The sequence below is a fragment of the Flavobacterium chryseum genome, from assembly GCF_004362015.1.
In the GTDB taxonomy this organism is placed as follows: Bacteria; Bacteroidota; Bacteroidia; order Flavobacteriales; family Flavobacteriaceae; genus Flavobacterium.
This window is the reverse complement of record NZ_SNWW01000010.1, coordinates 78,562-92,192: the sequence shown is the minus strand read 5'-3', so window position 1 is coordinate 92,192 and position 13,631 is coordinate 78,562. Positions and strand designations below refer to the sequence as shown.

Genomic DNA, 13,631 nt, shown 5'->3' with positions numbered 1-13,631 from the left:
GAAGATTTTACAAAATTCGTTTCACTACATACTAATCCTTATACTCAAATTTCATGTCCCTACTGATTCTGATTGCCGGTATTCTTTTATTATTGATTCTTATTTCCGCAGTTAAGCTCAATGCCTTTATTTCCTTAATTATTGCCGCTTTTTTTGTGGGAATTGCGAAACAAATGCATTTTCCTGATTTAATTAATTCCATTCAGCAGGGAATAGGAAGTACTTTAGGCTCCTTAATTTTGATTATCGCATTTGGAGTTATATTAGGAAATTTGCTTTCAGACAGTGGCGCTGCCCAGCGCATAAGTTCAGTTATGATTCGGTCATTTGGCGTCAGGCATATCAAATGGGCAATGGTTATTACTGGTTTTTCTGTAGGAATTTCGATGTTCTACAATGCAGGTTTTATTATTTTGATTCCGATGGTTTTTGCAGTCGCCAAAAGTACCAAACAGCCTATCATTTACTTGGGTATTGCAATGGCATCAGCACTTTCTATCACACACGGTTTTCTGCCTCCGCATCCCGGGCCAACAGCAATTGCCGTAATTTTTAAAGCCAATATTGGGAAAACGTTGCTTTATGGACTTTTGGTAGCACTTCCTGCACTTTTTGTTGCCGGAATTGTTTTTCCGGAGTTTATAAAAAAAATAAATGCTTTTCCTCCAAAAGGATTATTTGACAGTAAAACGTTTACAGAAGCCGAGATGCCTTCTTTTACAATTAGTATTGTGACTGCATTAGTTCCGGTATTTTTAATGGCAGCTGCTACATTTAGTGAATTGCTATTGCCTGAAACAAACACTTTGCGATCTGTATTGCTTTTTATCGGAAACCCAACCACGTCAATGTTAATCGCCATACTTTTTGCAGTACTTACACTGGGAATTTTTCGCGGCCGAAAAATGCAGGATATCATGGATAAATCGGGAAATGCTTTAAGTTCTGCTACGATGATCATTTTAATTATTGCTGCCGGAGGTGCTTTTAAGCAAGTATTAATAGATAGCGGAATAGGAACAGATTTAAGTACATTTTTCGAAAAGTCATCGCTTTCTCCGTTAATATTAGGCTGGCTGATTGCTACTATAATCCGAATTGCATTAGGATCTGCTACCGTTGCCGGATTAACCGCAGCAGGTATTGTACAACCCCTTGTAATTGCATCTGGTGTAAGTCCGGAATTAATGGTGCTTTCTATTGGTGCCGGAAGTTTAATGTGTTCTCATGTAAACGATACCGGATTTTGGATGTTTAAAGAATATTTTGGCATCAGCGTTTCAGATACTTTTAAAACCTGGACCGTTATGGAAACAATTATAGGAGTAATGGGATTAATAGGCGTATTGGTTTTAAACTTATGGATCAAATAAAACACATGAAATCATTGTATATAGGAATTGACATTGGAACCACAGCTACAAAAGCGGTTTGTTTTGATAAACAGGGAAATGTGATCAGGCAAATTTCTAAGTCGTATGAAATGTACCATCCAAAACCCGATTGGAGTGTTCAAAACCCGCAGGAGATTTTAGAAACCGTAAAAGAATGCATTACTGAAATCACAAAAGATATTCAGCCTCAGTTTATTAGTTTTAGCTCGGCGATGCAAAGTATTATTGCAATTGATAAAAACGGAAAAACACTGACCGACGCTATTTTATGGGCAGACAACAGAGCTGCCGCAATTGCTGAAAAACTTAAAAATTCAGATAAAGGAAAGCACTTTTATCAAAAAACAGGAATTCCGATTCATCCTTTTTCTCCCATGACCAAAATTGCATGGTTCAAAGAATTTGATTCTGAAATTTTTTCCCGAACTTTTAAATTCATCAGTATTAAAGAATATATCTGGCATCATCTTACTAATGAATATTTTACAGACACTTCAATGGCTTCCGGTACCGGATTATTAAATATTCACACATTACAATGGGATGAAGAAGTTTTAGATTTCTTAGAGATAAAGCCTCATCAACTGGCAACTGTTTGTGAGGTTACACACCAATGCAAAGGTATTTCAGATGATTTTCTGTACATAATTGGTGGTGGCGATGGTGCTTTGGCCAATCTGGGAACAGGTGCGATGAACGAAGGTTGTATCGCCTTAACCATTGGTACTAGCGGGGCAGTGCGATTGCCTATTGATAAACCTTATCTCGATGAACAAATGCGCACGCAATGTTACCATTTGATGAAAGACCAATATCTTACGTTGGGAGCTGTAAACAATGGCGCAATCATTTTGCAATGGCTCAGGGAAACTTTACTGAAAACAGAGCAATCTTTTGAAGTTCTGTTTGAAGAAGCCGAAAAAATCCCTGCCGGTTCTGAAGGTTTGCTTTTTGTACCGTATTTACTCGGCGAAAGAGCACCCATTTGGGATGCCTCAGCACAAGGAGCGCTTTTAGGAATGCACATTACACACACACGAGCACATTTGGTGCGGGCAACTTTAGAAGGAATTTTATTTGGATTGTTTCAGATTACTGAAATTTTACTTCCTGATCCTGAAATAAGAAAGCAAACCAAAGTAATGGCCAGCGGCGGATTTGGTAAAAGTGAACTTTGGCTCCAAATGACAGCAGATATTTTTCAGATGCAGGTTGAAACCTCGCAAACTATTGAAGGATCTTCCTGGGGCGCGGTCATGATCGGCATACAATCTCAAGGAGAGAAGATAATAAACGAAACCAAAACCGGAAAAACTTATTATCCTAATTTGGCCTACAAAAACGTTTATGAAGTTTCTTTTAATAAGTTTAAAAAAGTGTACCCTTTATTGAAAGATTTTTGAAAGTGAAGCAAAATTTAAAATAAGCCATTTAAATATTGAAATAAAAAAACCGAAAAACTAAGAGATTTGCGGTGCGATTAAATTTTTAAAGCTAAAAGCTTTATAGTAAGTTTAATAATATCTCGTTGAAAGTATCTTATTTAACATAGTTTGGAGAAACACATGCCTCCCAATAGCCTACAATTGTTTTAATGATGTCTCTTATCTCAGAATAGCTCGAAGGCTTAACAAAAAAGCCCTGAATAGATTTTGAATAAGCATCTATAACATGTCTTTGTTCTGCACTCGTAGAGAAGAATAAATACGGAATAGATTTAAGCCTTAAATCTTCATTTTGATGAATTTTATCTCTAAGTTCCATACCACTTAACCTTGGCATATTGATATCAGAGAAAATAATAAAAGGTTCAATTTCTGTTGACGTTAAATACTGTAAAGCTTTTTCGCCATCGTCAAAAAAGATGATTTCATTTTTATAATTCAGTTCTTTAAAAACCTCAGTCAAAATATCCTGATCATCTAAATCGTCTTCAATTATAATTATTGGCCCGCCCTTGTTCATTTTGTGTTTTTGGGTAAAGATAACTTATTTATTTCGGGTTAGCAATATCTAGGCACTTTGAGTATCAAAAGATCACCGAATTCTATTTTGATTTAAAAGAAAATACATATTTTACATAAGTTAATTATATTGGCAACAATCAAGAATAAGGACATTTATGCTGCTCAAAATATTGGACTGCCATAGCTACAATTTCTTCTTTTGAAGTAAAACTGTATTTTATTCCGTTACTTTTTGTGTACAAGTCATCTGGTTTCGTATTATGTTCATTTTCATTTAAACAGAACGATTTTAGAATTGTAAGCCAGAGATTGCAATGTTGGTCTTTGAAAGAAAATAAGTGATTATCTGATATAATAAACATAGTTCCGTTATTGCTGTCAACAATAGAAATGTATTTAGAACTTTGATAAGTACCTAATATACTAATATTAGATAAATATTTTTTAGACAGTAATTCAATGATTTTGAGTGTGGTTTGCATAGTAGTACTTATAGTTTTGGCGATAGTACCTGCAAGTTAAGACTACTGATTTTAGTTATTTTACCCTTAAAAGTTTTAATTGTGATAGAATATGGTATTTTTTTTAAACTTGTGAATGTTATATTTTAATGATAATGTTATTCCGGACTTTGTAAGTTGGAATGTTTTGCGAAGTATTCTGACTTCGCTGATACTTGGTAGAGTGGAAGGAGTATTTTTACTTATATTTTTCTAATTCAATTGCTTCGTCAAAGTATTTTTTAAATTTTTCAGAGAGATTTAAAGATTTAAATTTTATAATTGTATACGAACTATCAAAAGCAATTATTTCAATTAAAGAGTTTGACAATTGTAAATTTCCATCTTTCCAAACATCATCATTTCCTTCAACATATGGCAAATTATTTATATCAAGTTCAATACTTTCATTTTTAGGAATTGCAGATATTACTCCCCAAATAATTTGAACTTTAGCTTTTGCAAATTTTTCAAAATCTTTTTCATCTAAAATGTAATACTCTTTTCCAAACTCAATGGTTATTTCTTCGTGAGCAATAAAATCTAAATCTGATAAAACCCAATTACAATTTTTTAAATCCTCAAATATTGGATAAAGTAATTCGGTTAGACTTGTGTGAAATTCTAATTTATCGGTATTTTTTAGTATCCAATTCATTTTGTGAGGATTTAATCAGTTTACGGAGCACTAATTCAGAGATGTTTGCGTAGCGTTTGCAATGAGCACTTCTTAGAGCGGAGTTATTTTTAGCTTATTAATCGAAGAAGTATTCAATAAGTATTTTATCCTCATCAACGATATGATCTGTGATGTGGAATACTTCATCAATCCATGGATGTTCTAATGCTTCTTTTCTGTCTAAAATAGTACCGAGCAAATCCTGTTTCCATGGGGATTCTTCTTTGTCAATTAAGCCAACCTGATAATCAGTTTCATCAACCCAAAGTCTAAACGGAAATGAAAATCTATTTTTAGGTTCTTTATCTGTTCCCCAATCACCAATACTTATTAGTCCAATTGCAAATTTGTCTTCATGACCTTTCGTAAATTTTAAATAATAAACAGCAAATGCATCTTCATCTTTAAAAACAAATCGAGTAAGTTTAACAATTTCATTATTACAGCATTTACAGATTTCAATTGTTGGTTCTTCAAATTCGATTCTTATCATTTGGTGTTGATTTTTAATATATTTCTTCTTGGTTATTCTTTTAATTGTAACCGAGACGAATTTATGAAAAAGTTGACAAAAGTGGGTCGAATTTTAGTTAGTTTATATTTTTAAAAAAGGTCTCAATGCTTGCGCGAGCGTCTCGCTCGTGAACGCACGATTTTCATAAGCATATTTTTATTGTTCTTGCAAAAGAGAAAAAAACATTTATTCAAAGCTATTCTCTTTTTACTTCATAATGGTATTTCTCGTTTCCTGAAATGTTTTTTATTTCGTACTTACTAATTTATACAATTATTTTCTTTGCATTCATCCTATAAAATAATTAACTAATTTGACATGAATCTTATATAATTTCAATTTAATTTTTAATAAAAATCTGAAATTCAATTAATTAACTTTTATTAAAGAAAGGTTTAACATCCTCTGTTTTCACTGGCTGTCTGAAATTATTAATTTTAACTAAATCAAAATTAATAACGTTTTAAATACTTAAAATTATGAAAAAGAATATAGCCATATTAGCCACAGACGGTTTTGAAGAAGTAGAATTATCATCGCCTAAAGCCTATCTTGAAGAACAAGGTTGGAATGCAGATATCATCAGTTTAAAATCAGGAACAATTAAAGCCTGGAAAGACGGTAATTGGAGCAAGGAATATAATGTTGATGTAGTATTAGATCAGGCAAATGAAGCAGATTACGATGCTTTGGTTCTTCCAGGAGGAGTTATAAATCCTGATTTATTGAGAAGAGAAGAGGCTGCAGTAAATTTTGTACGTTCTTTTTTTGAAAGTAAAAAACCAGTAGCGGCTATTTGTCATGGGCCACAAATTCTGGTAGATGCTGAGGTTTTACAAGGTCGAAAAGTAACTTCGTTCTTCTCTGTTAAAAACGATTTGAAAAATGCCGGAGCACAATGGGAAGACTCAGAAGTAGTCGTAGATAATGGATTGGTAACCAGTCGAAACCCGAATGATTTGCCCGCTTTTAATAAAAAAATGGTGGAAGAAATTAAAGAAGGAAAACACGAGCGTCAGACAGTGTAAAAGATATTTTTATTTATCAAGTTACAAAAAATGCAAGATCAATTCTGGTCTTGCATTTTTTTTGTGATTGCCAATTTAATTGCTTTGCGAGCGCGAAGTTAGAGACGTTTGCGTTAATCAAATAGTTTTTACAATATTGTAGCTAAAAACATTCAAAATGTATTATTTTAGAAACATGAAAAAAATCAACAAAGAAAGTTTTAGAAATTATTTAAATGATGTATATCAATTAAAAATAACTTTCTATGAAGAGTTTAATGAATTTGTATGTTTTTTTGAGATAGATTGTTTTTCTGAAGATTGCAAACATAAACTATCCATTGAAGTTTCAGATGAAAACATTAAGTTTGGTGCAGTAACGAAAGAACCATCAATTGATTTTTCTTTATACGATTTTGTAATTGAAACAAATAAAGAAGCAGAAGAATTTGTTGAACAAATAAACGAATTTGGATGGCCAAAAGAATTTAAGTAATTTTTCTACTTCAAAAAGTGTTCATCAGCATTCCCAATGCGTTCACGAGCGTCTCGCTCGTGAACGCAATCTATACTATCAAATATCCATTCTTTGTGCTCACGAGCGAGACGCTCGCGCCAGCGGAAATATATCAGTTTACTTATCCTCAATAATTTTATACCTTTTATCTTCAATAAATAATTCTTTAGGTTTTGCATTATCGGGAAACTCAAATAATACAATTCTATCAATTTCTTTTTTTGGTTTTATTTTGGTTTTCGTACTGGTAAAATAGGCCTGAAACTTCAAAAATCTGTATAAACTATCCTGTTCAGTTGAAATGTAGACATTTTCAAAATCAAAAATGCAATCTTTTTCGCCCTCGTTTTTCAAAGTAAGTTTCAATTTCACAAACTTCATTCCTTCTGCTGCTTCTATCGGCATTGAACCCAAGGGGCCATTTGGAGAACCCGGTCTCATATAATCTTCTGAAACCTTTCTAAACTTAATATGTAAGCCGTCAATAGCACTATTTTTAATTTTAAATGCGGCAATGATAATAAATAGTGTAAATAATACTATCATCTTAATTTTTCTCATAAAATATTTTTTTGTCATAGTTATAATTGGTAAATTCCAAAAGCTTTCATTTAATTAAAGTTTTATAAAAAAAAAATACCCCTGTTGGCGCGAGCGTCTCAATGGTAAACGCAATCTACATTAGCAATATCTATTCTTTGTGCTCACGATCCAGATGCTTGCGCCAGCAGGGGGTTCACTTCCGAGACTGCTGAGTATTCAGTATTTTTGATAATATCAATTTATTTAAGGCAAACCATCGTTCATCTTCGCTAATTGGAATTATGATATCATTATTCTGTTTGTTACTATATATTTTAAGAACTGGATCAATTGAATCATCAATATAAAAGAAAATTATAAAATCAACTAAAGCTAAAAGATAAATAGATTTACTTATTTGAAATGCTGAATGCATTCCTTTAAAATCAGCGAATTTATTTTCAGGCTTAATTAAGCAAAAATCATAATTAGGAATATTCTCGACTTCATTGATTGTGCTAATTAAAGAAGTATGATCAATCTTTAAATTTCTATCTAGAAAAGTCCTTAGCTCTTCTTCAATTTTAATTGGAAGTTTATATTTTTGATTAGCAAAATGAGTAGAAATTGATAAACGCCAAATTAATGAATAGATAAAAAGTTTAAATAGTTTGGGATTCAATTTTTTGCAGACAATATAATTTTGATTTCCAAGTGTTCTGATATCAAAATTATCAGTGAAATTTTCAAAATCACGAAGTTTAGTAAAAAATCTTGCGAAAAATGTTTCAATAATTTCAAATCGTTTTTCACATGAAACACATAAAATGAAATCTTCTTTTGGAATAGTTTGTATTTTTTTACATTTTCCATCTCTATCTATTTGAATTGCGTGATTTCCTAAATCGGATATAAATAATTCTTTTCCTAAAAACTTAGGAATAATATGTGAATTTTTCTTGTCTGCAATTTCAATTTTGCATAAATAACATGTTGGTTTACACATAAATTCTTTAGATATTAACGAATTTTTCTCCTGCTTTAGCGAGCGTCTCGCTCTTGCATGTAATGTAAAACATTTTTTTATAAATTTTTTTCACTCATTCTTAATTTTTTAGTTAGATTATTACCATTTTTTGAGTTCACGAGCGAGACGCTCGCGCCAGCAGGGGAACGCAATCTAAATTACTATGTCGATACTTTATATCGCTATTATGTGTTAGGATTATTCAGATTCGCTGTAAAATTGAAACAATCGTTGGTAAAATTCTTTTGTTTTAGACAACATCATTTTTTTAATTAACTCTCTTGCCTCTTTGTTTTTTGTTTCTATAATTGTAACCAAAAAGTCTGTGTATATAAACGAGGTAACTCTCTGATCATAGTTTTTTAAACATGATTCGAGATATTCAAAAAAAAATCTTGAATCTTCTAATTTATCGTTCGATGTCCAAAATATTATTTCTTCGGCTAAATCGGACATTATCATCGAATTTTCAGAACCTTCAATACTCCAATTGTATTTGTTCCAAGTTTTCAATTCTGCTATCTTCGGAAATTTGTTTTTCAAGTCAATATAGAATTCTTCAATGTTTTTTTTGTTATCTAACATATTCTTAAATGATTGGTATGTTGTTTTTTAGCAATATTTTGTTTGATATCGTTTGTAACTTATTGTTTGTCAGTTGTAAATAGGTTTTATTTGTCCGGTTTTGGTTTGTGTTTGTTTAGCTAATATAGGGAAAACTTTTACTAATTATCAGTAGAGTTTTATTGATAAATATAATATAACGATAGAGCATGTCATTTCGACGAAGGAGAAATTTTCGCAAGTAACTCCGCAACGAGAATCTAATCTTTGTCGAGCTTCTCGCGAAGATTTCTCCTTCGTCGAAATGACAATAATACGCTTAATAGTTACTTAATAAAAAAAACTTTGCACCTCTGCGTCTTTGCGAGATTAAAAAATTCTGCGAATCTCTGCGGAACCTCCGCAAATCTCTGCAAAACTACAAAACAAAAAAAAGGACAGCACATTATCAGCGTGCTGCCCCGGTGGCAAATAGATTTGCATGTTAAATCATAAATGATCTAAAATGCCGCATTAAATAATTGCGTACAGTTTTTGGTAATCTACTAAAATGAAGACTAAACGCAGGTTATTCGTTTATGATATCGCCTTCCTTAGTTTCTTCGCTGGCAATTTTTACCAGTTTATCTTTAAGGTTCAAGTCGCCGAAAATTTCTACTTTATCGTCGATTTCTCTTCCTTTTTTCACATCAACTCTTGTCGCTTTATGATTTACAACTTTAATTACAAAAGTTCCTTCAGCAGAATTTACAAGTGCTGATTTCGGAATCACGAATGTGCTGTCTTTTGCGTTAAGCGGCAATAAAACTTCTGCTACCATTCCAGGTAATAAATTTCCTTTGTTTTGTACATCCATTTCAACTCTTTCAGATCTTAATTTTAAATCTAAAGCGCCGGACATTCTTGTAATTTTAGCTTTGAAAGTATCCGGCAATGATTTTACGTTAAAACTCATTTCATCACCATTATGCAAATATCCAGTGTACAATTCCGGAACAGAAACCGCTAAACGCAATTTGTTTTGTTGCTGAATCGTTAATAAAGGCAAATCCGAACCTTTTCCTGCAGGACCAACAAACGTTCCTAAATTCACGTTTCTTGCCGCTACGATTCCGTCAAACGGAGCGCGGATTTCAAGATAGCCTCTCATAATCGACACTTCATTATGGCCTGCAACCGCCGCCTGATATTGTGCGTAGTCAGAATTTTTCTTTCCGCTGGCCATTTCTAAATCATTTTTAGAAATCGTTCCTTCTACTTTGCTTGTTTCATACAAACGGTTGTACGTACTTTTGCTTGTCGCATAAATAGCTTCCATCGATTTTAATCTGGATTCGGCTGCAGCCAATTGAGAGCTGATTTCCGGAGCTTCCAGAACAATTAAAAGTTGTCCTTTAGTTACTTTAGAACCAATATCTACTTTTAAGGTTTTCACGAAACTGCTTACTTTAGCGTATAAATCTACTTGTTGAAAACCGGTTAATTCTGCCGGTAAACGCAATTCGGTTGTTAGTTTTTCTTTTTCTAAAAGAAACGTTTCTGTTTTAGGTTCTAATTCTGCCGTAACCGTTTCTTCTTTTTTAGAATTACAACTGTTAAGGAAAAATAGTGCTGCAAAAAGTAGCGCGGTCGATTGTATTATATTATTTTTTTTCATTTTCTGATTTTAATGATGAGATATAATGGATGCTTTCTTCGTCTTCAGGATCTAAAGAAACAGATTGTGTTGTGGTATGTTCCTGAGCCCAGGCAAAGATAAGTGGCAGGATTAGCAATACGGCAAAAGTCGAAAATAATAATCCGCCAATTACGGCTCTTCCTAGCGGAGAAACCTGATCGCCACCTTCGCCATGACCAATTGCCATTGGCAGCATTCCCGCAATCATCGCAACCGAAGTCATAATAATCGGACGAAGACGCAACGCTGCAGCTTCTCGCGCAGACTCTAATGCATTGCCATTTATTTTTCGTAATTGTTCGGCATTTGTGACCAGTAAAACGGCATTTGCAATCGAAACCCCAACCGACATAATGATTCCCATATACGATTGTAAGTTTAAGGTCGAACCTGTAATCGTAAGCATCAATAACGCTCCTAAAACTACCGCAGGAACTGTTGTTAAAATTACTAATGAAACTTTGAACGATTGAAAATTAGCGGCTAACATTAAGAAGATTACAAAGATGGCAACCAATAATCCAACCTGTAAACTGCTTAATGTTTCGCTCAATACTTTACTTAAACCAATAGGAGTAATAAACAAACCACGTGGTAATTCTCCTAATGAATTAATTGTTGCATCAACATCTTTTACTGCCGTGCCTAAATCGACCTGGCTAATGTTGGCTGTAACCGTAATGTATGGCATAGCCCCTAAATTGTCATTTTCACCACTTACAAATCCGGGTGTAATTTTGGCAACGTCGCTTAAAACCGGACGAAGCGAATTTTTTAATACCGGAATTTCTCCAATATCGGTTTTGCTTTTCATTTTGTTCAAAGGAACCTGAACCTGAACGTTATATGATAATCCGGCTCTTTCATCGACCCAGGTATTTTTCTCGGTATATCTTGATGATGAGGTAGAAGCTACCAATGATCGTGAAATATCGTTCATGTCAACACCCAATTCGGCTGCGCGTGTTCTGTCAATATCAATATTCATTGCCGGATAATGAATTGGCTGACCAATTTGTACGTCTCTGAAATAAGCAATCTTTTTCAGTTTCTCTACAATTTGATTGGCGTATAATTCATTTCGTTTTTTATCTTTTCCGGCAATTCGAACTTCAATAGGAGTAGGAGAACCCTGGCTCAACACTTTATCGGTCAATTCGATTGGCTCAAAAGAAAGTTTAACGTCTGGTAAAACCTTTTTAATTCGGGCTCTGAAATCATCTTTAAAATCATCCATATCCGTGTGATATTCTTTTAAACTTACCTGAAAAACAGCTTCATGCGAACCTGCCATGAACAAATAAATCGGGTTAATCGAGAACAACGACGGGTGCTGACCAACATATACAGACGAAATTCCGATGTGTTCTTTACCCACCATTTTTTGCAATTCTTTCAGAACAATAATGGCTTTTTCTTCCGTTCTTTCTAAACGGGTTCCGTCAGGAGCACGCATTCTTAACTGAAACTGACTTGAATTTACTTTAGGGAAAACATCTTTTCCGATAAAAGAAATAAAGACAACCGCCAGAATTGTAATTCCGATAAGATACACCAAAGCGGTTATTTTTTTATAAGGGAATAAACGATCTAAAGTTCTCATAAAACGGATTCTGAATCGCTCGAAAGCGCCCACTTTTCCGTTATTATTTATATCCTCTTTTTCAGAGTAGGCTTTTTTCTGCGTAATCAAATTTCTTTCAGATTCCGGAGTTATTCCACTATCATTAAACTCCGCCTCATCATCTGTAATATTAGCTGAATGTTCGTGTTTTTCATGTCCTTTCATTAACCAGTTCGCCATTACAGGAACAAAAGTCTGAGATAGTAAAAATGAAATTACCATTGAAAAACCAATTGCTAAAGCCAAAGGCAAAAACAACGCTCCGGGAATACCAACCATGGTAAATGCAGGTGCAAAAACGGCAAGTATACAAAGTAAGATCAATAATTTAGGTAACGCAATTTCCTGACAGGCATCCCAAATGGCGAGCGCCTTTGGTTTTCCCATATCAAGATGCTGGTGAATATTTTCGATCGTAACCGTACTTTCATCCACTAAAATACCAATTGCCAAAGCCAATCCGCTTAAAGACATTAAGTTGATCGTTTGTCCGAATAATTTCAAAAATAAAACTCCCGAAATAATCGAAATCGGAATCGTTAAAATCACAATTAACGCTGCACGCCTGTCACCAAGGAAAAGTAAAACCATTAAACCGGTTAAAACCGCTCCAATAATTCCTTCAGTAATTAAACTTTTAACCGAATTGATTACATAAACCGACTGGTCAAATTCGTATGATAATTGTACATCTTCAGGAAGAGTACTTTGTATTTTAGGTAATTCTGCTTTCAATTTTTGAACCACATCCCAAGTTGATGCATCTCCGGCTTTTGCAATACTAATGTAAACCGAACGTTTTCCGTTTACTAAAGCATAACCGGCTGTAATATCCGCACCATCTTTTACGGTGGCAACATCACCTAATTTTAAGTTTTGAACACTTCCTTTAAACAACGGAATGTTTTCAAAATCTTTGACTTCTTTTATCGTATTATTTGTTGGCGTAATGTAGTTGACATCGCCCATTCTAACATTTCCTGATGGTGCCGTTTGGTTGTTAATACGAATGGCTTCAACAATTTGATCCGGCGTCATATTGTGCGAACGTAATAAATCAGGATCGACGTTAACCTCAATAGTTCTTGGGCTTCCGCCGAAAGGTGCCGGCGATAATAATCCGGGAATTGAAGTAAACGAAGCACGAACATAAACGTTGGCCAAATCCTGCAATTCATTATTTGATCTGATTTTACTGCTCAAAACCAATTGTCCGATCGGCAAAGAAGAAGCATCAAAACGAATAATGAACGGAGGCTGGGTTCCCGGAGGAAATGCCGCCTGAATTCGGTTCGAAAGTGAACTTAATTCGGCTGCAGCCTGCGCCATGTTGGTGTTTTCATAATAGGTTAATTTCATGATCATTAACCCTTGAATATTTTTAGTTTCTACCGATTTTACACCATTGGCAAAAGGCAGAATGTTGACGTATGTCTTAGCAAAATAAGCTTCCATCTGGTCTGGCGTGTAACCTCCAAAAGGATGCGCAATATAGATAACCGGCAAATTCATTTTAGGTAAAATATCTACCTTAATGTCCTTGATGGCACCAATTCCGAAGAAAAATAGACCCGCAACCAATACTAATATGGAGATGGGTTTGCGGAGTGCAAAACGTATTAAATTCATTAGGATCTA

The 13,631-nt window shown here is 34.0% G+C and carries 13 protein-coding genes; 4 read left to right on the top strand and 9 right to left on the bottom strand.

The features are described 5' to 3' along the window. The first annotated feature begins 53 nt into the window (after positions 1-53). The gene (locus EV143_RS17850; RefSeq protein WP_133509305.1) at positions 54-1,373 is read left to right on the top strand and encodes a gluconate:H+ symporter; all 1,320 of its coding nucleotides are present in this window, start codon (positions 54-56) and stop codon (positions 1,371-1,373) included. Further along, complete coding sequence (locus EV143_RS17845) at positions 1,361-2,797, top strand: gluconokinase (RefSeq protein WP_133509304.1); 1,437 nt, start codon at positions 1,361-1,363, stop codon at positions 2,795-2,797. The genes EV143_RS17850 and EV143_RS17845 overlap by 13 nt, the downstream gene beginning before the upstream one ends. 136 nt (positions 2,798-2,933) lie before the next feature. Here the strand turns inward: EV143_RS17845 and EV143_RS17840 are convergent, their stop codons facing one another. From EV143_RS17840 to EV143_RS17825, 4 genes are all read right to left on the bottom strand, one after another. Further along, positions 2,934-3,359, bottom strand: coding sequence for a response regulator (locus EV143_RS17840; protein ID WP_133509303.1), 426 nt, complete (start codon positions 3,357-3,359; stop codon positions 2,934-2,936). A 139-nt stretch (positions 3,360-3,498) separates the two neighbouring features. Further along, positions 3,499-3,843: a hypothetical protein gene (locus EV143_RS17835; RefSeq protein WP_133509302.1), complete on the bottom strand. Its 345-nt coding sequence runs from the start codon at positions 3,841-3,843 to the stop codon at positions 3,499-3,501. 217 nt (positions 3,844-4,060) lie between these two features. Then, positions 4,061-4,519, bottom strand: coding sequence for a hypothetical protein (locus tag EV143_RS17830; protein WP_133509301.1), 459 nt, complete (start codon positions 4,517-4,519; stop codon positions 4,061-4,063). A gap of 97 nt (positions 4,520-4,616) precedes the next feature. After that, a complete protein-coding gene (locus EV143_RS17825; protein ID WP_133509300.1) occupies positions 4,617-5,033 on the bottom strand; it encodes a hypothetical protein in 417 nt (138 codons plus the stop codon). Between the two features lie 500 nt (positions 5,034-5,533). Between EV143_RS17825 and EV143_RS17820 the strand changes: the two genes are divergently transcribed. Next, positions 5,534-6,082, top strand: a complete 549-nt coding sequence (locus EV143_RS17820; RefSeq protein ID WP_133509299.1) for a type 1 glutamine amidotransferase domain-containing protein — start codon at positions 5,534-5,536, stop codon at positions 6,080-6,082. 175 nt (positions 6,083-6,257) lie between these two features. Next, positions 6,258-6,557: a hypothetical protein gene (locus EV143_RS17815; protein WP_133509298.1), complete on the top strand. Its 300-nt coding sequence runs from the start codon at positions 6,258-6,260 to the stop codon at positions 6,555-6,557. Positions 6,558-6,695: 138 nt separating this feature from the next. Here the strand turns inward: EV143_RS17815 and EV143_RS17810 are convergent, their stop codons facing one another. From EV143_RS17810 to EV143_RS17790, 5 genes are all read right to left on the bottom strand, one after another. Further along, entirely contained in the window at positions 6,696-7,139 is a 444-nt protein-coding gene (locus EV143_RS17810) for a DUF4352 domain-containing protein (RefSeq protein ID WP_133509297.1), read from the bottom strand. A gap of 175 nt (positions 7,140-7,314) precedes the next feature. After that, entirely contained in the window at positions 7,315-8,106 is a 792-nt protein-coding gene (locus EV143_RS17805) for a hypothetical protein (protein WP_133509296.1), read from the bottom strand. A 219-nt stretch (positions 8,107-8,325) separates the two neighbouring features. After that, positions 8,326-8,712 (bottom strand): DUF7674 family protein, encoded by a 387-nt coding sequence (locus tag EV143_RS17800; protein WP_133509295.1) that lies wholly within the window; start codon positions 8,710-8,712, stop codon positions 8,326-8,328. A 547-nt stretch (positions 8,713-9,259) separates the two neighbouring features. Further along, the gene (locus tag EV143_RS17795; RefSeq protein ID WP_133509294.1) at positions 9,260-10,348 is read right to left on the bottom strand and encodes an efflux RND transporter periplasmic adaptor subunit; all 1,089 of its coding nucleotides are present in this window, start codon (positions 10,346-10,348) and stop codon (positions 9,260-9,262) included. Next, on the bottom strand, positions 10,335-13,622 hold the full coding sequence (locus tag EV143_RS17790) for an efflux RND transporter permease subunit (protein WP_133509293.1): 3,288 nt from the start codon (positions 13,620-13,622) through the stop codon (positions 10,335-10,337). Before EV143_RS17790 ends, EV143_RS17795 begins: the two co-directional genes overlap by 14 nt. Positions 13,623-13,631: the final 9 nt, after the last annotated feature.

Excerpts from the sequence above, each read along its gene's own strand:
- EV143_RS17845 (WP_133509304.1), top strand. The coding sequence starts at position 1,361 with ATGGATCAAATAAAACACATGAAATCATTGTATATAGGAATTGACATT.
- EV143_RS17800 (WP_133509295.1), bottom strand. The coding sequence starts at position 8,712 with ATGTTAGATAACAAAAAAAACATTGAAGAATTCTATATTGACTTGAAA.
- EV143_RS17850 (WP_133509305.1), top strand. The coding sequence starts at position 54 with ATGTCCCTACTGATTCTGATTGCCGGTATTCTTTTATTATTGATTCTT.
- EV143_RS17790 (WP_133509293.1), bottom strand. The coding sequence starts at position 13,622 with ATGAATTTAATACGTTTTGCACTCCGCAAACCCATCTCCATATTAGTA.
- EV143_RS17820 (WP_133509299.1), top strand. The coding sequence starts at position 5,534 with ATGAAAAAGAATATAGCCATATTAGCCACAGACGGTTTTGAAGAAGTA.
- EV143_RS17840 (WP_133509303.1), bottom strand. The coding sequence starts at position 3,359 with ATGAACAAGGGCGGGCCAATAATTATAATTGAAGACGATTTAGATGAT.
- EV143_RS17815 (WP_133509298.1), top strand. The coding sequence starts at position 6,258 with ATGAAAAAAATCAACAAAGAAAGTTTTAGAAATTATTTAAATGATGTA.
- EV143_RS17805 (WP_133509296.1), bottom strand. The coding sequence starts at position 8,106 with ATGTGTAAACCAACATGTTATTTATGCAAAATTGAAATTGCAGACAAG.
- EV143_RS17795 (WP_133509294.1), bottom strand. The coding sequence starts at position 10,348 with ATGAAAAAAAATAATATAATACAATCGACCGCGCTACTTTTTGCAGCA.
- EV143_RS17835 (WP_133509302.1), bottom strand. The coding sequence starts at position 3,843 with ATGCAAACCACACTCAAAATCATTGAATTACTGTCTAAAAAATATTTA.
- EV143_RS17830 (WP_133509301.1), bottom strand. The coding sequence starts at position 4,519 with ATGAATTGGATACTAAAAAATACCGATAAATTAGAATTTCACACAAGT.
- EV143_RS17825 (WP_133509300.1), bottom strand. The coding sequence starts at position 5,033 with ATGATAAGAATCGAATTTGAAGAACCAACAATTGAAATCTGTAAATGC.
- EV143_RS17810 (WP_133509297.1), bottom strand. The coding sequence starts at position 7,139 with ATGAGAAAAATTAAGATGATAGTATTATTTACACTATTTATTATCATT.